Source organism: Sphingomonas jatrophae (genome assembly GCF_900113315.1).
GTDB lineage: Bacteria > Pseudomonadota > Alphaproteobacteria > Sphingomonadales > Sphingomonadaceae > Sphingomonas_P > Sphingomonas_P jatrophae.
Genome location: NZ_FOZG01000002.1, coordinates 108,264 through 129,160 on the forward strand (window position 1 = coordinate 108,264; position 20,897 = coordinate 129,160).

Genomic DNA, 20,897 nt, shown 5'->3' on the forward strand with positions numbered 1-20,897 from the left:
CCGGCGGCTCCCTCGCAGGTTCAGGCGGCCTTCTTCAGATGCCGGCGGCCGAGCAATTCGGCGATCTGCACCGCGTTCAGCGCCGCACCCTTGCGCAGATTGTCGCTGACGCACCACAGGACGAGGCCGTTGTCGACCGTGGGATCGTCGCGCACACGGCTGACATAGGTCGCAAATTCGCCGACGCACTCGACGGGGGTCACGTATCCGCCGTCCTCACGCTTGTCGACGAGCATGATGCCGGGCGCCTCGCGCAGGATCGACTGCGCCTCCTCGGCCGACAGCTCCTCCTCGAACTCGATGTTGATCGCCTCGGAGTGGCCGACGAAGACGGGCACGCGCACGCAGGTGGCGACGACCTTCACCTTGGGATCGAGGATCTTCTTGGTCTCGACCACCATCTTCCATTCTTCCTTGGTGAAGCCGTCATCCAGGAAGGTGTCGATGTGCGGGATCACGTTGAACGCGATCTGCTTGGTGAACTTGCTCGGCTCGGCCGGATCGCCGACGAAGATGTTGCGGCTCTGCTCGAACAGCTCGTCCATCCCCGCCTTCCCCGCGCCGGAGACGGACTGGTAGGTGGAGACGACGACGCGCTTGATCCGCGCGCGATCGTGCAACGGCTTCAAGGCGACGACCATCTGCGCGGTGGAGCAGTTCGGATTGGCGATGATGTTCTTCGCGCGAAAGCCGTCAATGGCGTCGGCATTCACCTCGGGCACGATCAGCGGCACATCCGGATCCATGCGGTAGAGCGACGAATTGTCGATCACGGTGCAGCCGGCCGCGGCGAAGCGGGGCGCGTGGATCTTGGTCGCCTCGGAGCCGATGGCGAACAGCGCCATGTCCCACCCGGCGGGGTCGAAATGCTCGATATTCTTGACCTTGAGCATGCGCCCGGTCTCGCCATATTCAATCTCGTCGCCGGTCGATCGCGACGAGGCAACGACGGCAATCTCGTCGATCGGGAATTCACGCTCCGCCAGGATGTTCAGCATCTCGCGGCCGACATTGCCCGTCGCACCCGCGACCACCACCCGATAACCCATCACTTCTGCTCCTTGGTCGCCGCGCGTCCTACGCGGATCGGGCGACTTGTCCAGCAAGCCAGACTTTCAGGCGGCCAACCGCCAGTCCTCGCCCGCGCGCGTGACAAGGCCGCGCGCCTCCAGATCGATCAGGTGCGCCAGCACCGAGCGGCCGGCGGCGGGATGCAAGCCCGGATCGACGCCGACATACATGCGGCCGACCATCGCCGGGATCGCGCCCTCGCCTTCGCCGAGCAGCCGCAGGATCTGGCCCTCGCGCTGCTTGCGGTGCCCGGCCAGGCCGCGGACGAAGCGCTGCGGGTTCGTCACCGGATCGCCGTGGGCGGGATAATAGACCGCATCGTCGCGGCCCATCAGCCGCTCGAGACTCGCCATATAGGCGGCCATATCGCCATCCGGCGGCGAGACGACAGTGGTGGACCAGCCCATGACGTGATCGCCGGTGAACAAGGCATTCGCCTGCGGCAAGGCAAGGCAGAGGTGGTTGGAGGTGTGGCCGGGCGTGGCCACCGCCTCCAGCGTCCAGCCGGAGCCCTCGATCCGCTCGCCATCCGCCAGCACGCGATCGGGCACGTAGTCGGTATCGAAGGCGGCATCGGCGCGGGGCCCATCGTCGCTGAGCGCAAGCGGTGCGCAGCCGACGATCGGCGCACCGGTGATCGCCTTGAGCGCGCGGCTGGCCGGGCTGTGATCGCGGTGCGTGTGCGTGCAGACGATGGCGATCACCCGCTCGCCCGCCAGCGCCGCAGCCAGCGCATCGACATGCTCGGGCAGATCGGGGCCGGGATCGATCACCGCCACGTCGCCATGGCCGACGATGTAGGTCTGCGTGCCCCAATAGGTGAAGGCGGACGGGTTGGGCGCGAGCAGCCGGCGGACCAGGGGCCCGAGCGTCTGGACGGTGCCGGCGGGTTCAGGCGTCATGGCCGGGATGTGGCATCGCGCCCCCAGCTTGTGAAGGCGGTGTCGGCGGACTTTACACCCGCGTCCTTGGTAAAGACCGCATCAATCATTGTAACCGGCGAGAAACTATGAGCCGGGGCAGCTGGCACGATGCGTGCGTGTGATGGAGTGTTCCCGTTCCGAAGTTCCGGGCGGGTCGTCTCCTCGGCGGCCCGCCCACCCGGAACCGGATCAGCGGCGGCCCATCTCCGCCATGGCCCGCGCCATATCCCGCTCCATCTCCGCATGTGCCCGCGCAATGTCGCGCTGTGCCTCGGCCATGGCGCGGCGGACCTCGGCCTGAACCTCGCGGTCGCATTCCTCACGCGCGGCCGCACCGCTGTCGCGGCACTCATCCGCCTGCGCGCGCGCCTGCCGCATCGCCTCGCGAAGCTGCTGCTGCGCCTCCGCGCGGGCCTCGACGGCGGCCTGCAGCGCCTCCCGGCGAGCCGCCTTCGCCTCCTGCATCGCCTCGCGGCGGGCCTCGGCGGCCTCACGCAGCGCCTCGCCGCGCGCAAGGGCCGCCTCGCGCAGCGCTTCGGACCGGGTGACCTGCGAGGCGGCGAGCGCCTCGTTCAGCGCGCGACCGTCGATTGCGATCGGAGGTAGCGGCGGTACGGGCGGGATCGGCGGCGCCAGCATGTCGAGCGGAGCGGCCGGGGCGAGCGGCGCCAGAGGGGCCAGCTGACCGGCATGCGGCGCGGGGACATAGGGCATGCCGTCGACGGTGACCTGCGGCGGCACCGGCGGCATGGGAGCCGCATGCGTCGCGGGGATGGCGGGCGCGGCGGGCGGCGTCGGCGGCGCGGGCACCTCGGGCAGAGCGTGACGGACCTGCTCGCCGAAAGCGCGCACCTTTTCCGCCGCAGCGCCGCCCGAGGCCGTGCCGGCCAGCCCGCCGACCACCAGCGCGGCAGCCAGCCACGTGCCGGCGCGCGACGCCTGCTTCTCCTGCGCCAGTGCGCGCAGCCGCGTCTTCAGCTCCGCCACCCGGCCGAGGCCGCAGGCAGCGACCGGGGTGCCGCCAAACGCCGCCTTGACCAGCGCCGAGCCGTAGGCGTGGCGCGCATCGGCATCGGCGCCGTTCAGCACGATCGCGTCGCACGCCAGCTCCTGATCGGCGCGGAAGGCGCGCCATGCCATGTGCGCGACCGGGTTCCACCAGTGGAGCGCGAGCACCGCCAGCCCGACCATGTTGGCGACGGTATCGCCGCGGGCATGGTGCGCCGTCTCGTGCGCCAATGCGAGCTGCTGCTCCTGCGCGGTGAAGCGGTTGTGGAAATCGCGGGGCAGGACGATGCGGCGCGCGATCACGCCTGCCGCGAGCGGCCCGGCCAGGCGGCTGCTGAGATGCACCGCCACACCCCGCTCGCGCGCCAGCAGGCGGCCGCCGGCCAGCGCCCCGCGCATGAAGCGGCGATAGGCAACGAAGGGCAGCGCGAAGCGGATCGCGGCGATGCCGAGCCACACGCCCGCCGCGATGGCGAGCCAGTCGAGCGAGGCGAGCCAGCTCGTCGCCGGGGCGGCCGTCGGCGAGGGCGAGGCCGGCACGGCGGCGAGCAATGCGGCGAGATCGAGGTTCGCCGGCAGCTGCGGCGCGACCGGCGTCACCGACGCAGGCAGCGGCGGCAGCACCATGCGGAGCGCGGGCAGCAGCCAGAGCGCATAAGCGGCGCGCGGGCCGAAGCGGCGCGCGACCGGCCGGCGGATCGCCAGCACGAGCAGCATCAGCGCCGTCGATGCGGCGAGCGTGGAGACGAGCCAGCCGATCATTTGCGCAGCTCCCGCACCAAGGATTCGAGCTCGGCGAGATCCTCGTCGCTGAGCCCGTCACTGGCGGCGAGATGCGCGACGAGCGGCGCGGCGCGGCCGCCGAACAGCCGGTCGATCAGGCGGCGGGATTCGGTGGCGGCATGATCGTCCCGCGCGACGGCGGGGCGGTAGAGATAGCGGCGCCCCTCCTCCTCATGGACGAGCGCGCCCTTGGCGAGCAGGCGGCCGAGCAGGGTCTTGACCGTCCGCTCGCTCCAGCCGCGCGCGGGATCGATCCGTTGCGCCACGTCCGCGGCGGCGAGCGGCGCCTCGCGCCACAGCACCTCCATCACCGCATGTTCGGCATCGCTGATCCGCTCGGCCACGCGCGACTCCTCTCCCGATTACGGGTGTAGTCGTGAGTGATTACGGCTGTAATCGCGAGAGTGGTTCGACGAACGACATGGAGCGGGCGACGAAGGTCACGGACCTTCAAGGGCCATCGTCATGCTGAAACGCGTTCAGCATGACGAAGAAACGGGTCACGCCGCCTTGGCGACGCCCTTGTCCTCGAGCAGCTGGGCGAGCTCGCCCTCCTCGTACATCTCCATCATGATGTCCGAGCCGCCGATGAACTCGCCCTTGACGTAGAGCTGCGGGATGGTCGGCCAATCCGAAAACTGCTTGATGCCCTGGCGGATGCCCTGATCCTGCAGCACGTCCACCGTCGCATATTCGACGCCGAGGCGGTCGAGGATGGCGATGGCGCGGCTGGAGAAGCCGCACTGCGGAAAGAGCGGCGTGCCCTTCATGAACAGCAGAACGTCGGCGGAATTGACCACCTCGGCGATGCGGGCCTGCGTGTCGTCGGTCATGATCGTCATCCTTGGCTGGGGAGCCCGGTGGTGAGCTGGAGCGCGTGGAGCACGCCGCCCATACGGCCGCCGAGCGCGTCGTAGACACGGCGCTGGCGCTCCACGCGGGTGAGCGGGCGGAAACTCTCGGCGACGACGCGCGCGGCATAATGATCGCCGTCGCCCGCCAGGTCGGTGATCTCCACCGCCGCGTCGGGGATGGCGGCGCGGATCAGCGCCTCGATCTCTTCGGCCGCCATCGGCATGACGTTACTTCAGCTCCAGCAGCTGGCGGCGTGCCTCGATGGTGCACTCCTCCAGCCGGGCGCGGATCGCGCTCTCGTCCACCGTCACCTGCGCGGAGGTGAGATCGCCGAGCAGCTTGCGGATCACGTCCTCGTCGCCCGCTTCCTCGAAGTCGGCCTGGACGACGGCCTTGGCATAAGCGTCGGTCTCGGCGGCGTTGAGGCCCATCAGCTCGGCCGCCCACGTGCCGACCAGGCGGTTGCGCCGGGCGTTGATGCGGAACGCCATTTCCTCGTCGTGCGCGAACTTGGTCTCGAATGCGCGCTCGCGATCGTCGAACATGGTCATGTGGCGTCCCCGGCTGCCGTCAATGCGTCCAGATAGGCAGGCCGTGCCCGGGGCGCAACGGGCGGCGCGCTACAGCCAGGGCCGCTCCGCTGCGACGCGTGTCTCATAATCGGAAATCGCCGCGTCGCGCGCCAGCGTCAGCCCGACCTCGTCGAGGCCCTGCATCAGGCAATCGCGGCGGAAGGGATCGAGCGTGAAGGCGAAGCGATCCTGGAACGGCGTCGTCACCGTCTGGGTCTCCAGATCGACGGCGATCGGATGGTCGCGCGCGACCACGATCAGGCGGTCGACCGCCTCTTGCGACAGCACGACCGTCACGATGCCGTTCTTGAACGCATTGCCCGAAAAGATGTCGGAAAAGGATGGCGCGATCACCGCGCGCACGCCCATGTCGGCCAGCGCCCAGGCGGCATGTTCGCGGCTGGAGCCGCAGCCGAAATTGTCGCCCGCGATCAGGATCGGCGCACCGGCATAGGCCGGATCGTCGAAGATGTTGCCGGGCTCGGCGCGCACAGTCTCGAACGCGCCGCGCCCGAGGCCTGCGCGCGTGATCGTCTTCAGCCAGTGGGCGGGGATGATGACGTCGGTGTCGACGTTCTTCGCGCCCCACGGATAGGCGCGCCCCTCGACGGCGCGCACCGGCTCCATCAGTTCGACCGCGTCGTCGTGACGCCGGGCTTCTTGGGCGCGGGCGCCGCCCAGGCGGCGACACCGGCACCGACGGCCCCGAGGACGAGGAGGAGCATGACCTTCTTCATGGTTAAAGCGACCCTGTTTGTTGGTGCATCAATTCGCGCACGTCGGTCAGCCGCCCGGTAACGGCCGCGGCGGCGGCCATCGCGGGGGAGACGAGGTGCGTGCGCGCCCCCGGCCCCTGCCGCCCGACGAAATTGCGGTTGGAGGTGGAGGCGCAGCGTTCGCCCGGCGGCACCTTGTCCGGGTTCATCGCGAGGCACATCGAGCAGCCGGGCTCCCGCCATTCGAAACCGGCCTCGATGAAGATGCGGTCCAGCCCCTCGGCCTCGGCCTGGCGCTTGACGAGGCCCGAGCCGGGCACGACCAAAGCCTGCCGCACGCCCGAGGCGACGCGCCGTCCCTTGGCGACCGCAGCGGCCGCGCGCAGATCCTCGATCCGGCTGTTGGTGCAGCTGCCGATGAAGATGTTGTCCACGCCGACATCCTGCATCCGCATGCCGGGCGCGAGACCCATATAATCGAGCGACTTGCGCGCGGCGGCCCGTTTGGAGGCATCGGCGAAGCTGTCGGGATCGGGCACCGCGCCGGTGATCGGCACGACATCCTCGGGGCTGGTGCCCCATGTCAGGCTCGGCGCGATCTGGCCCGCATCGAGCGTAACGGTGCGATCGTAGCGCGCGCCAGGATCGGACGGCAGAGTCCGCCACCATGCGACGGCGCGGCCCCACGCCTCACCGGCGGGTGCCATCGGGCGACCCTTCAGGTAAGCGAAGGTCGTCTCGTCCGGGGCGATCAGGCCGGAGCGGGCGCCATGCTCGATCGCCATGTTGGCGACGGTCAGCCGCCCCTCGACCGACAGGCCGCGGATGGTGGAGCCGGTATATTCGACGACATAGCCGGTGCCGCCCGACGCGCCGATGCGGCCGATGATGGCGAGAATGACGTCCTTGGCATCGACGCCGAAGCCGAGCGCGCCATCGACGCGGATCTCCATGGATTTCGACTGCTTGAGCAGCAGAGTCTGCGTGGCGAGGACATGCTCGACCTCGCTGGTGCCGATGCCGAAGGCCAGCGCCCCCAGCGCGCCGTGCGCGGCGGTATGGCTGTCGCCGCAGACGAGCGTGGTGCCCGGCAGCGTGAAACCCTGCTCCGGCCCGACGACGTGGACGATGCCCTGTTCGGGCGCGGTCGCATCGATCAGGCGGATGCCGAATTCGGGCGCATTCGCCTCCAGCGCGGCGAGCTGCTGCGCGCTCTCGGCGTCCGCAATGGGCAGGCGGCGCCCCGCCGCATCGACGCGCGGCGTGGTCGGCAGATTGTGGTCGGGCACCGCCAGCGTCAGGTCCGGCCGGCGGACGCGGCGGCCAGCGACGCGCAGCCCTTCAAACGCCTGCGGGCTCGTCACTTCATGGACGAGATGGCGGTCGATATAGAGCAGGCACGTGCCATCGTCGCGGCGCTCGACGACATGCGCGTCCCAGATCTTCTGGTAGAGGGTGCGGGGCTCGGTCACGATGGCGCGCATTAACCCTGGTTGAAGTCACTCGCCAGCAATTTAGTGACGTAGCGGACGCTTTGGGCCGCTATTTCGTATCGAGCTTCATCCAGTCGCGCGGCGCGGCGCGATCGAGCATGTCGAAGAATTCGAGCTGCATACCCACGGGCTTCGGGCTTTCCGAATTCCATAACATGGCAATGCCCGCCTTGCGATCGGGATCGAACAGGATGAGCGAGCGATAGCCCGACACCGCGCCACGATGACCGATCAGGCGATGGCCGTTGTAGCGATAATCGCGCCAGCCGAGTGCATAGCTCGCTTCCTTGAGCTGCTGGTCCGCCTCGCTCTTGCGGCGGGTCTGCACCGACAGGGTCAGCGGATTGTGCGCGACGTCCAGCACGGCCTGCGACAGCACGCCCGGCGCCAGCCCCATCTGCGCGCGCATCCACAGGCCCAGATCGAAGGTGGACGAGTTCATGCCGCCGGCCGCCGGCACGCGGTAATAGGCCTCCTGCACGGGCAGCTCGCGCTGGCCGCGGTGCGGGCGGGCCCAGCTGGCGCTCGACAGCAGGCCGGCGCGCGTCAGGCTGGCGCTGGTCATGCCGAGCGGCAGGAACAGGCGGAAGCGCGCAACCTCGGCATAGCTCTTGCCGGTCACGTGCTGAACGATCTCGCTCGCCGCATCATAGGCGATGTTCTGGTAGGCGAAGCATTTGCCGGGCGGGCAATAAGGCGGCAGATCGCCGAGCAGGCGGCGGATCTCGCGCGGGTCGATCCCCTCCTCCAGCTTGTCGTCATAGGCGTTCTTCACCACGCCGGTCCGGTGCGACAGCAGATCGGCGACGGTCGCGATCCGCTCGCCGCCATTCGGCAGGCGGAGCGACGTGCCGAACTTGGCGATCGGATCGGACAGCGACAGGCGCTTCTGGTCGGCGAGTGCCGCCATCAGCGTGCCGGCCACACCCTTCGACACGGAGGCCCAGCGGAAGACGGTGTTCGGCGTCACCGCCTCGCCGCCCTCGGTGGTGCGACCATAGCCCTTGACGAAGCTGAGCCGGCCATCCTCGATGATGGCGACGCCGAGCCCCACCATGTCCTTGCGGTCCATCAACTGGGTCAGGCGCGAGTCGATGCGACGATAATCGACGCCGTTGCGCGACGGCCCCTGCGAGGCGACCTCGACGATGGCGGCCTGGGCCGGCGCCGGCTCCGTCACCTGGGGCGCTGCACGAACAGTGTAGGACCGCCCGATGGTGGCGAACACCAGCAGAACGAGCACGATCATGCCCAGCGCGACGAGCGAGACGGCCGGCGTCCAGATGCGGCCCTTCGGCGCGCTTTCGGCGTCGAGCATGTCCAGCAGCGTTCGGTCCGCGCCCCCGCGCACGGCCGGTTCCTCGTTCATCGGCAGCGGCATAGGCGAGGCCCCCGAGCGAGCAAAGATGCAGCTTCTTCCCTCCGCCGCATGCGGGAGTCGCTTCGTCGCGCCACCCGTCAGGCCCGGCGATCGCAGAGCCACGACATGCCGCGCCACATTCGCTACAGCATCGCGGATGAGCTTCAGACTGTTCGATCCTGCGTCCGGCCACCGGGGCTGGCCGACGAGCCTCCACGCTGCCGAGCGTCTCGAACCGGCAGTGGAACAGGCGATTGGGCGGAGATCGCGGCGTCCGGTGGGTCGTTTTCTACCCATTGCCGCGTCAGCTGCCAGCCTCCTCCTCGCCACGCCGTCTTTCGCCAAGGACTATGCCACGCGCGATGTCGGCGAGTGGACCGTGTCCGCCAGCAGCGACCGGCAGGGCTGCTTCCTCACGCGCAGCTTCGATGGACCGCGAGAGACGACGCTGCTGCTCGGCCTCGATGTCGATGGCAGCAACCGGCTGACGATCCTCAACCCGAACTGGTCGATCCGTGCGAAGGAGCAGATTAAGCTGACCTACCGGCTCTCCAACGCCTCTTTCCCGCGGCATCTGGCGGTCGGCATTGCGGCGGATGGCAAGAAGGGCTTCGTCACCAGCTTCGGCGCGGCGTTTCCGAGCACCTTCGCCGCGTCCAGATTCCTGCACATCACGCGGGGCAGCGTGCCGGTGGAGGAGCTCAGCCTAGAGGGAAGCGGCGCAGCGGTGGCGGAGCTGCGCAAATGCGTCGACGTCTATCGCGGCGCGCCTGCGCCGGCCGCGCCGTCCAAGGCCGGCAAGAGCAGGATCCCGCTCGACCCGTTCGCCAGCGATACATCGCGCAAATCCCGAAAGTAGCGAGTCGCAGCGCACCGGTTCAGCAGTTGTTCAGCCTGTTCGACAAGGCAGCTTTAAGAAGAACCGTAGCAATAACAGCAGGGTAGCCGAAGTGGACTGGCGCACCGGTTGAACGCGCAACAGGCACGCTTTGCCGTTACACCTATTGCCGGAACCACAGCCCGCAGGCTCCTTCGCGCGGCTGAGTAACAACTGGAAGAGAGCGATGCGCCCATCTCTGACGAACCTTGCACCTGCGTTTGTGGTGCTGGTTGCCGCCACGGCCCTCGGTGGCTGTGCGACGAAATCCTATGTGCGCGAGCAGATCGCGCCGGTGAGCCAGCGCGTCGACGCGATCGAGACGCGGCTGCAGGCCACCGACGGCACCGCCAAGCAGGCGCTGGCGGAGGCGCAGGCCGCATCCGCGCAGGCGCAGCAGAACGGCCAGCGGCTAGAGCAGGTGAGCGGCCGGATGGACGGCGTCGAGCAGCGCCTGCAGGAGCAGGAGCGGCGGGGCAAGCGGCCGCGTCATTGATGCGGCAGGCACATAAGTGCCCGTCTCTTTGTAAGTGACCGTAGCGGCCGTTCCCGGCAGGGGGCGGCCGCCTTCGCTATCGGACCCGATGATCAAGATCCTTACACCCTTGGCCGGTCTCGCGCTGATCGCCGCCGGCGCAGTCCATGCCGCCCCCGCCAAGCCGCGGGCCAGCGCCAAGGCGCGGGCTGCCAAGTCGGCCCCGCGCCCTGCCCCGGCACCGGTCGTCGCGGCGCCCGTCATCGCGTCGGCGCAGGCGCAGCTCGTCGCCGACTGGATCGCCGCGTCGGGCGACAATCGCGCGCTGCCTTATGCCGTCATCGACAAGCAGGCCGCCTCGCTGATCCTCTACGATGCCAAGGGCAAGCCGCTGGAGCAGGTGCCCGTGCTGATCGGCATCGCACCCGGCGACGACGCCACGCCCGGCGTCGGTAGCAAGAAATTGGGCGAGATCGGCCCGGCCGAGAAGACGACCCCGGCGGGCCGCTTCCTGGCCAAGTTCGGCTATGCGGCAGGGCGCCAGCGGGTGCTGTGGGTCGATTACACGAACAGTGTCGCGATCCACGCGATCCCGGCGGATGCCGCCAAGACGGAGCAGCGCCGCGAACGCATGCTGTCCCCGGCCGCCGACGACAACCGCATCACCTTCGGCTGCATCAACGTGCCCCACGCCTTCTATGGTGCGAAGCTGCGTCCGGTATTCCAGAAGAAGGGCGGCTACGTCTACGTCCTGCCCGACACCAAGCCGCTCGAAGAGGTCTTTCCGCGCCTGCGCGTGCACGCGCTGACCGCCGGGACCGCGTCGCTATAGCGTCTACTCGCCGCCGCTGCCCTTGCGCGCGGTGGCAGCGCGGGGAAGATCGGCCAGGCTGGCCGCCAGTTCATCGCTGCGGAACGGCTTGGTCAGCCGCGGGATGGCGGGATCGATGCTCTCCGCCTCGGCATAGCCGGAGACGATCAGCACGGGCATGTCGGGCCGGTCCGCCATGACGCGACGGGCCAGCGCCGCGCCCGATTGGCCGGGCATCAGGTGATCGGTGACGAGCAGGTCGGGCCGCAAGCCTTCCTGCATCAACCGCAACGCTTCCTCGGCGGAGCGGGCCTCAACCACCTCGAACCCGAGATCCGTCAGCATGTCGGCCGTGCTGATGCGGACAAGCTCCTCATCCTCGACGAGCAGGACCACGCCCTTCGCCTCGCCTGCGCGCGGCTGCCGACGCACCTGTTCGACACGGGGGAGATCGTCGGCGCTGATCGGGAACCACAGCTTGATGCTCGTCCCCCGCCCGACGGCGCTGTCGATCGTCAGCCCGCCGCCAAGCTGCGCGAGCAGGCCGTGCACCATGGAGAGGCCGAGGCCGGTGCCCTGCCCGACACCCTTGGTGGAGAAGAACGGCTCGATCGCGCGCGCCAGGGTCGCCTCGTCCATGCCCGTGCCGCTGTCGCTCACCTCGAGGCAGACATAATCGCCTGCGGCGATGCCCGGGGCCTCGTCCGCGGACACAGTGCACCGCTCCGCCACGATCGTCAGCGTGCCGCCGGCGGGCATCGCGTCACGGGCATTCACCGCCAGGTTGAGCAGCGCCATTTCGAGCTGGTTGGCATCGGCCCTTGCCGGCGGCAGATCCGGCGCGACGGTGACGTGCATGGCGATGGTGGGCCCCAGCGTCGATCCGATCAGGTCGACCATGCTGCCGACGATCTGCCCGAGGTCCACGGCAACGGGCTGGAGCGGCTGGCGCCGCGCAAAGGCGAGCAGGCGCTGAACGAGCGTCCTGGCCCGCTCCGCCGATTGCAGCGCCCCGCCGATCAGCCGCTGCTCGCGATCGGTGCCGACGCCTTTGCGCATCAGCATGTCAAGCGAGCCGATAATGGGGGTGAGCAGATTGTTGAAATCATGCGCGACGCCGCCGGTCAGGCTACCCATCGCCTCCATCTTCTGGCTCTGGCGCAAGGCATCCTGCGCCGCCTCCAGTTCCGACTGGGCCAGCAGGTGGGCGGAGATGTCCGTCGCATAATGGAAAGCGCCGACGACCCGGCCCGCCGCGTCGCGGAGCGGCGTGTAGCTGATCTTCCAGCAGGGCGTGCCATATTCCGGCCGGCCGAACGCCTCGACGACGGTGAAGCTTTCCCCGGCGAGTGCCCGGCCCATCAGGCTGCGCATTCGCTCGGCCTGGTCCGGCACGAACAGATCGGGGAAGATGTCGCCGATGCGCGTGTCGAAGCCGTTGACGCGGCGAAACTCGTCATTGTGCGCCCGATTGAAGGCGATCAGCCGATAGTCGCAGTCGAAGGCGCAGATCGGCGCAGCCGTCGCCTCGACGATGTCGTGAAAGCGGCGCAGCTCCTCCGTCCGCTCGGCGACCTGAGCCTCAAGCGATCCGTTCGCCTCGCGCAGCCGGACGTCGGCATAGGCCCGCTCGATCGCCGGCTTGATGCGCACGCCGACTTCCTGGACGAGCTTCTGCTCGGCTTCCGTCCAGACACGCGGGCTCGCATTCTGCACCGCCAGCAGGCCGACCCACGCCTCCTCCTCGAACAGCACGACGTCGACGAAGGCGCCCACCTCGCGCGAGCCGAGGCCGTCGCGCGCCGCCCGGCTGAGCCTGTCGTCTCCCGGCACGTCGTGCACCACGACGGGCATGCCGGTGCGATACGCCTTCAGCAGATCGGGTCCGAACGCTTCCAGCGAGTGGCGCCCGACGATGGAGGCGACGCCGCGCGCGTGATCCGCCTCCACCGTCATCAGCGATCCGACAATCTCGGCGTAGAAGACGCGACTGGCGCCGAGCAATTCGCCCAGTCGGGCAGCGGCGAGCGCCATGATCTCGGCCGGTGTGGTGAGCGATCGCATGGCATCGGAGAGCGACAGCAGGAAGGCGGTGCGCCGCTCCGCCACGACGCGCTCGGTCGTCTCCGACAGGATGCAGATGACGCCCGCCGGCGCGCCCGCCTCGCCCAGCACGGGCGAATAATCGAGATCGACCCAGACCTGCTCGGGCCGGCCATCCCGGTGCAGCAGGAGCTCCTGATCGCGGTAGCTCGTCGCCTCGCCCGCGAGACCGGAGCGCATCACCTGATCGTTGAAGGCGGCCGCATCCGGCCAGCCCTCACGAATGTTCGATCCGAGCAGCGCGGGATGCCGCGCGCCGACGAAGGTGGAGTAAGCGTCGTTGTAGAGGACGATGCCGTCCTCGCTCCACAACACCACCATCGGCACGTGGGAGCGGAGCAGGATGGCGGTGGCGATCTTCAGGCTCTGCGGCCAACCGTCGCACGGCCCGAGCGTCGTCCCCGCCCAGTCCTTCGTCCCGATCAGCGCTCCGCAATGCCCGCCATTGCTGAGGAAGGACGGAGCGCCCGAGCCTCGATTGCTCGCCGTCGTGTCGATCACTTCGAGGATCGTCGCGCTGTCACGGCCGGTCGGGCCAGTCGGAGTCAGCGCATTGGCCATAGCATAGCGCTACCGCATCAAACCTGTTTTCGGAACCGTTATAATGGTTCGTTGCCGCGCCCATCCGCGTCGGTCAGCGATGGTCGCGGCCCTCGTAACGGGGCTGAACTTCAAGGAAGGACGACGATGACGGACGCACCGGAGGGGCTGGATGGCCTGGCCCAGCTCAACGCCATGCGTGCCGAGGGGCGGCAGCCGCCGATCGGCGAAACGCTGAACTTCCAGCTGGTTGCACTCGATCGTGGCCATGCCGTCTTCGAAGGCGAGCCTGATCGCAGCGTTTATAATCCGATCGGCTCCGTGCATGGCGGATACGCCGCCACGCTGCTGGACAGTGCGTGCGGAGTCGCGGTGCATTCACAACTCGGCGTTGGTCAGGGCTATACGACGCTGGAGCTGAAGGTCGCCTATCACCGCGGCCTGTCCGACCGGAGCGGCCGGGTGCGCGCGGAGGGACGGGTCGTCTCCATGGGGCGGCGCGTGGCGTTTGCGGAGGCGACGCTGCACGACGGCCAAGGGCGCTTGTGCGCATCCGCCACCTCCACCCTGCTCGTCTTCGACCTGCCCAAGCGTGACGCCGGCGAAAGCTGAAGCAAGCAGACCGCGCGGGGGGGACTTAGACCGGGCGACGCGGGCGGCGGCAGGCCAACACGACCATGGCCAGCGCCACCAGGCCCCAGCCGAGCCGATACCATCCGACACCCGGAGCACCACTCAGCGCCGGCGGCAGCGGGGCGCCGGGATAGCTCCCATAGCGATAGTGCGGATCCTGCCAGCCGAGCCTGTTCAGCGCGAGCGAGCCGATCAGGTAGAAGACCATATAGCCCCAGCCGGCGATCTTGTTCGCCGCCAGCGATTGCAGGAACAGCGCCAGCACGCCCAGCAGCAGCCAGTCATACCATCGCGGCAGGACGTACCAGGAGAGATAGGCCACAGCTGAAGGCGTGCCGCCCTGAATCACCTCCGTCGCTGCACCCGCCGCACCGCTCGCCACCGCCAGCGATACCAGGATGAGGGCGAGCGCCGCCAGCTTGGCCAGAACGGGCACCGACGCCCGCGCCGGCGTCGCCGCGATCAGGGGCGCCACCCGGTGCTCGCTTTCCGCCCAGAACAGCTCGCCGGCGAAGAACAGGACGACCACGACCGGCACGAGCTGGAACGATCGCGTGAGCGCCTCGACAGTCGCCGGCGTTCCCGTCACGCGCGCCGCGGCAGCGACGGCATTCGCCAGCCCGAGCAGCAGCAGCACGGCGAAGACCGGCGTGCGGATGATCCGCGCGCTCTCGAACCGGGCTTGCCACAGGATTTGCCTAAGCGTGACGCGCCATGGTGCCGCTGACCGCAGCAGACGGGGCTGTTCAGAGGCGGCGTCGCTACGATTCACCAGGATGGCGGCGGGCGCCGGGCGCCGCGTCGGACGCCCGCCCCTCCCCGCCAGCCACACCGCCAAGCCCAGCAGGGCGATGGCTACGCCCAGCCAGAACACCCGGTTCGCCAGTACCACGCCGACGAAGGGCGGCGCCGCGGCGTCCAGCCGGGCGGCGCTCCATCCGGACGTCACCTGCGCGACTGCCGCGAAGCCGAACGGATCGGCCAGCGCGGCCCACTCGGGCCCGCTCTCTCCCGCCAGCCCGTAGAGGGTCAGCACCGCCGCCGCACCGATCAGGCAACCGGCCATCGACCGCGTCGCCAGCGCCAGCGCGAAGAACAGGGCCGCGGACAGGAGCAGGTTGGGCATCGCCAACGCACCCCAGCCGAGCACGTACGCAGCGGCGGAGCCCGGTCCTGCGCCCAGCAGCACGCCGCCGGCGGCCAGCGCGGCGGGCACGGACAGGAAGCAGAGCAGCAGCGCGCCGGTTGCCCCCGCGAAACGGCCAAGTGCGTATGCGCGCGGGTTCACCGGTGTTGCGCCGACCAGCTCGGCGAAACCGCTCGTCCGATCGCGCAGCACCGCCTCGCCGACCATGGCCGCGGCGGTGAACAGGAAGAACAGGCTCCACACCTGATGCGTCCGCACGATTGCCGCGGCACCGGTAAGGGCACCCGATCGGGGCAAGCCGACGCGCAGCTCGTCGATCGCCATGGCGCCCGTCACCATCAGCACCGATACGGCGAAGACGATCCAGAAGACGCGGCCGCCGAGCTGCTGGCGCAGTTCGAGCCAGGCAAGACGCGCGATCACCCCGGCGTTCCCCCCGCTGCTTGGATCGCGGCGAAATAGGCATCCTCCTGCGTTGCCGGCACGCCGACGAAGCCGGGAGCGGGGCGATCATCCGCCAGCACCCGCGAAACGCGCCGTCCGACCGACAGGCGCCGCGACAGCAGGACCGCGCCGGCACCCGCCGCCTCCGCCGGGCCCTGCCACACGCGTCCGTCGAGCGCGCGGGCAAGCTCTGCCGGGCTGCCCTGCGCCACGATCCGCCCGCGGGCGAGCACCGCCAGCTGCGTGCAGAGATCCGCCACATCCTCGACGATGTGCGTCGACACGATCACCGTCGCCCGCTCGCCAAGGCCGAACAGCAGATCGTGGAGCCGGTTGCGCTCGGCCGGATCGAGGCCGGCGGTGGGCTCGTCGAGGATCAGCAGATCGGGTTCACCGATCAGCGCCTGGGCGAGGCCCCAGCGCTGGCGCATGCCGCCGGAGAAGGTGGAGACGGCGCGATCCCGCACGTCCCACAAGTTGACCAGCCGCAACAGGCGCTCGGCAGTCGCGCGGCGGTCGCCCCGATCTGTGAAGCCTTTGAGGACGGCGATCTGTTCGAGCAGCAGCTGTGCGGACACGCCGGGATAGACGCCGAAATCCTGAGGCAGATAGCCCAGTCGCGCGCGCAGGGATCGCGGCTGTGCCAGCGCGTCGATCCCGTCGAAGCGCACGCCACCCGCACTCGGCCGCTGCAACGTCGCCGCAACCCGCATCAGCGAGGACTTGCCCGCGCCATTCGGCCCGAGCAAGCCGAACAGCCCCCGCCCGATCGACAGGCTCACGCGATCGAGCGCATGCGTGCCATCGGGATAAGTGTGCGTGACGGTGTCGAATTCCAGCATCCGTCCCAACTCACGAGGCCATGCCTGCAACGTGCGAAGCGGCATTGGGGGTGCGGTGACGCGGGCCTGATTCTGAAGGACCAGCGGGTCGCGCGCGGCGTATCAGTCTTGCGGCGGCGCGGCCGGTTGCTTCCGCCACACCGCCCAGGCCATGGCGCCGAGCGCCGCCGTGGCTGCGAGCAGGACCGCCCAGAGCAGCAGCTTGCGACCATTGCCGCTCGAAGCGGGTGGCGAGAGGCTGAGCCGTGCGGGCGGAGCGGACAGCCGTGCCTCACGCGGCGCGACGCCCTGCCCGGCCAGCGTGGCAGCAGGCAGATAGGTGTCGGCGGCGTTCGGCTGGCCGACCGCGAGCGTGTAGGGCGGGCGCCCGGCCGCGAGGAACAGCAAGGCGCGGGGCGTGAAGCCGATCCGGAGCGCGGGCGCGGCGCGGAACGCGGCGCTGGTCGCCTCGATCCGCAGCATCGTGGTGGCGGCACCGTTCAGCATGATCGGTGCGGACGCGCCGCTCACCCCCGCGCCCAGCACGCGCCACGGCTGCTCGCCATCGTCGCGGGCAAGGATGCGGACGGGCACCAGCGCCTCGCCGGCAGTGGGCCTGACATCCACCCAAGCGATGGGCGTGGCGAACGGCACCGCCACGTCAATCGAGCCATTCGCGGCCAACGCAGGGAGCGCAGCATCGACGACGGTCGCCTGCACGCCGCCACTGGCCCGGCTGAGCAAGCTGGCGCTGCGGATCGCCACCGGGGCGAGCAGGCGTGTGCCGGCCTGCCAGCTCACGCGCAGATAGTCGCGCTCGATCGCCGCGCCGGCAAGCGGCAGCACCGCCTCTGCCGGTGTGTCGCCAGGTGCGCGGTAGATCACCGTCTGGCCGACCTCACGCCACCGGGCGAGATCGGCGCTGGCCTCGACGGTAAAGGTGATGGCCTGCCCCGCCGGCAGGTCCGCATCCAGCACGAGGCGCACCGCATCCCCCGCCACGGCGCGCGCGTCGAACAGATAGGCCGCGACCGTCGGCGCGCCGGCTTCACCGGGCGTCCCGGCCAGCGCTGCCAAGCGGGGGCGGCCGGACGCGTCCAGCCGCAGCGCCATGCCCGTGACGCGCAGCGTGTCGGCGGGGGCGAGGATCGGCATGGGGCGCAGCGTGTCACGCCGCAGCGCTGCCGCCACATCCGCCCGCGCGGTCGGCATGGCGCGGCCGTCCGCATCGAAAATGCGCACGTCGGACAGGTCCGTCGTCTTGGCGGCGGCAAGCACGGCGCCAGGCAAATCGAGCCGCTGCACGCCGCCGCCGGGCGACAGCTCGACCGGCAGGCGAAGCGCGTATCTGGCGGGATCGTCGCCAAAGGGCGGCGCGGCCCCGACCAGCGCGGCGAAGGCAGCGAGGGAAGCGGCGATGCGTCGGATCAGGATCATGCCGGCACCTCCTCGTGTCGGGCCCTGGGCGGCAGCGGCGCGGCATAGCCCACCACCAGCATCAGCACGCCGACCCCGATGAAGGTGACGATCCGCGCGCCCCCGCCGGCCGCATCCATGTCGATCAGGAGCAGCTTGATGACAGTCAGCGCCAGCAGCGCCGCGCCGACCAGCCACGGCCGCCGCCAGCCGCGATTGGTGGCGAGCACCATCAGGCCGAGCGCGATCACCGTCCACAGGATGGCCAGCCCCGTCTGAACGACGGCGCTGCCCAACAGCGCATCGCCGCTCCAGCCGACGCCGAGCAGCTGGTGCGCCGCGCGCAGCCACATCATGTTGACGATCAGGAAGGTCAGGCCCGCAAGAGCTCCCAGCGCCCCCGCACTCTCAAGCAGCGCCGAGGCAGGCAGCGCCGGTCGGACCGCCAGCATGGTCCGCCGCCACAGCAGCAGCGCGCCGAGTGCGAGCAGGAGCGCGAGATCAACCGGGTTGAGCAGCGGCAGATAGGGCAGCGGATCGACGCGGCCGGAGGCGAACAGCGCCGCTCCCACCGCCGCGACGAACACCAGTGCCGCGATCAGCGCGCCGGCAATCCAGCCATAATCCGCCGCATGGCGATCCAGCGGCCACCGCGCGGGGCCGCCTCGCAGCGCCGGCGCTGCCCACAGCGTGAGGCCGACCAGCATCGCCGTGGCGCTGACCAGGAAGGCGACGCCCGCCCAGGACGTGCCCCACAGGTCCGCACGGAGGATCGCAAACCATAGCATGTCGGCCAGCATCGCGGTTGCCAGCCACACGCCGCCGACATGGGCGATACGCCGGAGCCCCCGCGCAGCGACGTCGCCTGCCGCATCACGATCGTTGCGGTAGAGCATGGTGAGGTGCAGGCCGATCGCGGCGATCCAGAGCAGCCAGCTGGGGAAGCTGAGCATCGGCGCGAAGCCGATCTGCCCGACGAAGCCCAGGACCAACGCCACCAGGCTGACGCGGCTCGGCCATGCGGCGACATCCCACTGGCGACTCCGGGCAAGCCATTGCGCGGCGGCGGCGCTCAGCAGGTAGGCGAGCATCGACAGCAGCACCCGCGTCGCATCAGACACGACGGGGACCGGCAGATTGCCGGCAATCGCGGTCGGCAACGCCCGCACCGCCTCCAGCGTCCAGGCCAGCCACCAGAAGCCGAAGCCGAGCAGGAAGAGCGGCCGGCCCAGTTCCGCCTCGACCTTGGCCCAAGCGGTGGCCGCGCGAGAGCCCGAATGCGCCAGCGCGCCCCCGCGCAGCCACCATGCGCTTGCCCCCCAGGCCAGCGCGATCAGCAGCGCACCGACGAAGCCGCCATGGACGAGCGGGAGCGACGAGACGACCGGTTCCAGCGTGGTGAGGAAGACCAGTGTCGCCACTCCCTGCAACGCCAGGCCGAACAGCCGCGGCATCCACCGCGCCTGCCGCATGCCCACCCACAGGGCGCCTGCGCCTTCCAGCGCCCACGCAGCCGACGTCCAGCGCGCGCCCAGCGCCAGCGGGACAGCGAGCGTGACGAAGCCGATGCCGATGGCCAGCATCGTCTCGATCATCACGCGCGGACTCTCGCGCCGGCTGCGCGACGCGGCAAAGGCCGTGCCGACGTAAATGGCGGCAAAGCAGAGTGCCGAGAAGGCCGTGGCGAACGGCCGATCGTGGACCAGCCCCGCCTGCAAGCCGAAGCCGGCAAGGGCCGGGCCGAACAGCAACGTTGTATCGATCGCCAGGCCCGTCCGCCCCGGCGTCACCCGTGTGTAGAGGACGGCGGTGGCGACGTAGATCAGCACATTGGCGATGAGGAAGATCTGCGCGGCCGGGTAATCGCCCGGCGCGTAAGCGGTCGCGCCCCAGATGCCGGCCAAGCCGAACGTCGCGACGAAGCCCGTCAGGTTCAGCAGACGCCAGCCGCGGTGCCGGGCGATGAACAGGATGGCGAGGTTGAGGATGGTGAAATAGGCGAAGACAGGCGCCGCGCTTCCCCCGCCGGACAACAGCATCGGCACCGCGAAGCCGCCGGCGAAGGCCGTCACCGCCAGAGCCTGCGAGCGTTGCAGCAGCGCCAGTGCGCAACCGAAGGCGCACACCAGGATCATCAGCGGCAAGGCGGCAAGGATCGGCACCACGCCGAACAGCCACCCGGCGGCGAACAGCGTCAGGTAGATCGTCGCGATGCCGCCGCCCTGCAGCGCCAGGCCGAAGCCCGGCCGCGCGTGCCGCGTGCGGAACCCTGCCGCCAGCAAAGCAATGCCGACCGCCCCGACCAGCGCCAGCCGCAACTCGATCGGGAACAGGCCTGCCGATGCGGCCCAGCTTGCGAGAAAGGACAGGCCGACGAAGAGGATGACCAGACCCGCACGCACGATCGTGTTGCCGCCAAGCAACCAGTGGCGGGCCGCGGCGATGGCGCTCTCGACGATGCCCGGTGTGCGGGGTGCGGGCGGGCCCGGCCGCTCGCTCGCGCTGGCCGGCGGTGCCGGCATTTCCACCGGCTCAGGCGGGAGGACGGCGACGGGATGCGGTTCGCTGGCGGGCTGCGGGACGGTCGCCGGCTCGGGCACGGCGTATGTCTGGACCGCAGGAGCGCCGGCGCGCAGCAGCTCGATCTGCTCGGCGAGGGGCGCGACCGCCGCCGCCACTTCCGCACGGATCGTCCGCCGCGCCGCCCAGCCGAGCAGCAGGCCCAGCAGGCCGCCCAGCATGAAGCCGCCGACGTCGAAATCGTCCAGCACCCAGCCCGCCAGCGCACCGGCGATCGCAGTCCACATCCGCATGGCACGCACTTCCTCGATATCGCCGGCAGGCGGAGT

General features: G+C 69.9%; 19 protein-coding genes. 4 read left to right on the forward strand and 15 right to left on the reverse strand.

Annotated elements, in window-relative coordinates; genetic code table 11:
* Positions 1 to 20: 20 nt before the first annotated feature.
* The 10 genes from BM360_RS09725 to BM360_RS09770 all read right to left on the reverse strand — a co-directional run bounded on the left by BM360_RS09725 (position 21) and on the right by BM360_RS09770 (position 8,790).
* Positions 21 to 1,049, reverse strand: a complete 1,029-nt coding sequence (locus tag BM360_RS09725; RefSeq protein ID WP_093314149.1) for an aspartate-semialdehyde dehydrogenase — start codon at positions 1,047 to 1,049, stop codon at positions 21 to 23.
* A gap of 66 nt (positions 1,050 to 1,115) precedes the next feature.
* Positions 1,116 to 1,973, reverse strand: coding sequence for an MBL fold metallo-hydrolase (locus BM360_RS09730; protein ID WP_093314151.1), 858 nt, complete (start codon positions 1,971 to 1,973; stop codon positions 1,116 to 1,118).
* Between the two features lie 210 nt (positions 1,974 to 2,183).
* Positions 2,184 to 3,764 (reverse strand): M56 family metallopeptidase, encoded by a 1,581-nt coding sequence (locus BM360_RS20025; RefSeq protein WP_093314152.1) that lies wholly within the window; start codon positions 3,762 to 3,764, stop codon positions 2,184 to 2,186.
* Positions 3,761 to 4,129, reverse strand: a complete 369-nt coding sequence (locus tag BM360_RS09740) for a BlaI/MecI/CopY family transcriptional regulator (RefSeq protein WP_093314154.1) — start codon at positions 4,127 to 4,129, stop codon at positions 3,761 to 3,763. The genes BM360_RS20025 and BM360_RS09740 overlap by 4 nt, the downstream gene beginning before the upstream one ends.
* A gap of 156 nt (positions 4,130 to 4,285) precedes the next feature.
* Entirely contained in the window at positions 4,286 to 4,618 is a 333-nt protein-coding gene (grxD, locus tag BM360_RS09745; RefSeq protein ID WP_093315970.1) for a Grx4 family monothiol glutaredoxin, read from the reverse strand.
* A 5-nt stretch (positions 4,619 to 4,623) separates the two neighbouring features.
* Positions 4,624 to 4,863, reverse strand: coding sequence for a BolA/IbaG family iron-sulfur metabolism protein (locus tag BM360_RS09750; RefSeq protein ID WP_093314156.1), 240 nt, complete (start codon positions 4,861 to 4,863; stop codon positions 4,624 to 4,626).
* A 4-nt stretch (positions 4,864 to 4,867) separates the two neighbouring features.
* Positions 4,868 to 5,191, reverse strand: coding sequence for a DUF1476 domain-containing protein (locus tag BM360_RS09755; protein WP_093314157.1), 324 nt, complete (start codon positions 5,189 to 5,191; stop codon positions 4,868 to 4,870).
* A 69-nt stretch (positions 5,192 to 5,260) separates the two neighbouring features.
* The gene (gene leuD, locus BM360_RS09760; protein WP_093314159.1) at positions 5,261 to 5,839 is read right to left on the reverse strand and encodes a 3-isopropylmalate dehydratase small subunit; all 579 of its coding nucleotides are present in this window, start codon (positions 5,837 to 5,839) and stop codon (positions 5,261 to 5,263) included.
* A gap of 112 nt (positions 5,840 to 5,951) precedes the next feature.
* A complete protein-coding gene (gene leuC, locus BM360_RS09765) occupies positions 5,952 to 7,400 on the reverse strand; it encodes a 3-isopropylmalate dehydratase large subunit (RefSeq protein WP_207544573.1) in 1,449 nt (482 codons plus the stop codon).
* 70 nt (positions 7,401 to 7,470) lie between these two features.
* A complete protein-coding gene (locus BM360_RS09770; RefSeq protein WP_165611270.1) occupies positions 7,471 to 8,790 on the reverse strand; it encodes a serine hydrolase domain-containing protein in 1,320 nt (439 codons plus the stop codon).
* Positions 8,791 to 9,058: 268 nt separating this feature from the next.
* On the opposite strand from BM360_RS09770, the gene BM360_RS09775 reads away from it, so the two are divergent.
* From BM360_RS09775 to BM360_RS09785, 3 genes are all read left to right on the forward strand, one after another.
* Positions 9,059 to 9,640 (forward strand): hypothetical protein, encoded by a 582-nt coding sequence (locus BM360_RS09775; RefSeq protein WP_093314163.1) that lies wholly within the window; start codon positions 9,059 to 9,061, stop codon positions 9,638 to 9,640.
* 205 nt (positions 9,641 to 9,845) lie between these two features.
* Positions 9,846 to 10,154, forward strand: a complete 309-nt coding sequence (locus BM360_RS09780) for a hypothetical protein (protein WP_093314164.1) — start codon at positions 9,846 to 9,848, stop codon at positions 10,152 to 10,154.
* Between the two features lie 88 nt (positions 10,155 to 10,242).
* Positions 10,243 to 10,965 carry a L,D-transpeptidase gene (locus BM360_RS09785; protein WP_093314166.1) on the forward strand — a complete coding sequence of 241 codons (723 nt, stop codon included), beginning with the start codon at positions 10,243 to 10,245 and terminating at the stop codon, positions 10,963 to 10,965.
* A 3-nt stretch (positions 10,966 to 10,968) separates the two neighbouring features.
* On the opposite strand, the gene BM360_RS09790 is transcribed toward BM360_RS09785, so the two are convergent.
* Positions 10,969 to 13,608 (reverse strand): GAF domain-containing hybrid sensor histidine kinase/response regulator, encoded by a 2,640-nt coding sequence (locus BM360_RS09790; protein WP_093314168.1) that lies wholly within the window; start codon positions 13,606 to 13,608, stop codon positions 10,969 to 10,971.
* Between the two features lie 126 nt (positions 13,609 to 13,734).
* On the opposite strand from BM360_RS09790, the gene BM360_RS09795 reads away from it, so the two are divergent.
* Positions 13,735 to 14,199, forward strand: a complete 465-nt coding sequence (locus tag BM360_RS09795; protein WP_093314170.1) for a PaaI family thioesterase — start codon at positions 13,735 to 13,737, stop codon at positions 14,197 to 14,199.
* A 25-nt stretch (positions 14,200 to 14,224) separates the two neighbouring features.
* Here the strand turns inward: BM360_RS09795 and BM360_RS09800 are convergent, their stop codons facing one another.
* The 4 genes from BM360_RS09800 to BM360_RS09815 form a co-directional block, all read right to left on the reverse strand.
* Positions 14,225 to 15,790 carry an ABC transporter permease gene (locus tag BM360_RS09800; RefSeq protein ID WP_093314172.1) on the reverse strand — a complete coding sequence of 522 codons (1,566 nt, stop codon included), beginning with the start codon at positions 15,788 to 15,790 and terminating at the stop codon, positions 14,225 to 14,227.
* Entirely contained in the window at positions 15,787 to 16,653 is an 867-nt protein-coding gene (locus BM360_RS09805; protein ID WP_093314174.1) for an ABC transporter ATP-binding protein, read from the reverse strand. Before BM360_RS09805 ends, BM360_RS09800 begins: the two co-directional genes overlap by 4 nt.
* Before the next feature lie 102 nt (positions 16,654 to 16,755).
* Positions 16,756 to 18,069 carry a DUF3999 family protein gene (locus tag BM360_RS09810; RefSeq protein WP_093314176.1) on the reverse strand — a complete coding sequence of 438 codons (1,314 nt, stop codon included), beginning with the start codon at positions 18,067 to 18,069 and terminating at the stop codon, positions 16,756 to 16,758.
* On the reverse strand, positions 18,066 to 20,861 hold the full coding sequence (locus tag BM360_RS09815; protein ID WP_093314178.1) for a DUF2339 domain-containing protein: 2,796 nt from the start codon (positions 20,859 to 20,861) through the stop codon (positions 18,066 to 18,068). The genes BM360_RS09810 and BM360_RS09815 overlap by 4 nt, the downstream gene beginning before the upstream one ends.
* Positions 20,862 to 20,897 lie beyond the last annotated feature (36 nt).

What these genes read in the sequence shown, in the direction of transcription:
- BM360_RS09810 (WP_093314176.1), bottom strand. Translation starts at nt 18,069, where the DNA reads ATGATCCTGATCCGACGCATCGCCGCTTCCCTCGCTGCCTTCGCCGCG.
- BM360_RS09780 (WP_093314164.1), top strand. Translation starts at nt 9,846, where the DNA reads ATGCGCCCATCTCTGACGAACCTTGCACCTGCGTTTGTGGTGCTGGTT.
- BM360_RS09730 (WP_093314151.1), bottom strand. Translation starts at nt 1,973, where the DNA reads ATGACGCCTGAACCCGCCGGCACCGTCCAGACGCTCGGGCCCCTGGTC.
- BM360_RS09785 (WP_093314166.1), top strand. Translation starts at nt 10,243, where the DNA reads ATGATCAAGATCCTTACACCCTTGGCCGGTCTCGCGCTGATCGCCGCC.
- BM360_RS09755 (WP_093314157.1), bottom strand. Translation starts at nt 5,191, where the DNA reads ATGACCATGTTCGACGATCGCGAGCGCGCATTCGAGACCAAGTTCGCG.
- leuD (WP_093314159.1), bottom strand. Translation starts at nt 5,839, where the DNA reads ATGGAGCCGGTGCGCGCCGTCGAGGGGCGCGCCTATCCGTGGGGCGCG.
- BM360_RS09790 (WP_093314168.1), bottom strand. Translation starts at nt 13,608, where the DNA reads ATGGCCAATGCGCTGACTCCGACTGGCCCGACCGGCCGTGACAGCGCG.
- BM360_RS09725 (WP_093314149.1), bottom strand. Translation starts at nt 1,049, where the DNA reads ATGGGTTATCGGGTGGTGGTCGCGGGTGCGACGGGCAATGTCGGCCGC.
- BM360_RS09805 (WP_093314174.1), bottom strand. Translation starts at nt 16,653, where the DNA reads ATGCTGGAATTCGACACCGTCACGCACACTTATCCCGATGGCACGCAT.
- grxD (WP_093315970.1), bottom strand. Translation starts at nt 4,618, where the DNA reads ATGACCGACGACACGCAGGCCCGCATCGCCGAGGTGGTCAATTCCGCC.
- BM360_RS09795 (WP_093314170.1), top strand. Translation starts at nt 13,735, where the DNA reads ATGACGGACGCACCGGAGGGGCTGGATGGCCTGGCCCAGCTCAACGCC.
- BM360_RS20025 (WP_093314152.1), bottom strand. Translation starts at nt 3,764, where the DNA reads ATGATCGGCTGGCTCGTCTCCACGCTCGCCGCATCGACGGCGCTGATG.
- BM360_RS09815 (WP_093314178.1), bottom strand. Translation starts at nt 20,861, where the DNA reads ATGCGGATGTGGACTGCGATCGCCGGTGCGCTGGCGGGCTGGGTGCTG.
- BM360_RS09750 (WP_093314156.1), bottom strand. Translation starts at nt 4,863, where the DNA reads ATGCCGATGGCGGCCGAAGAGATCGAGGCGCTGATCCGCGCCGCCATC.
- BM360_RS09770 (WP_165611270.1), bottom strand. Translation starts at nt 8,790, where the DNA reads ATGAACGAGGAACCGGCCGTGCGCGGGGGCGCGGACCGAACGCTGCTG.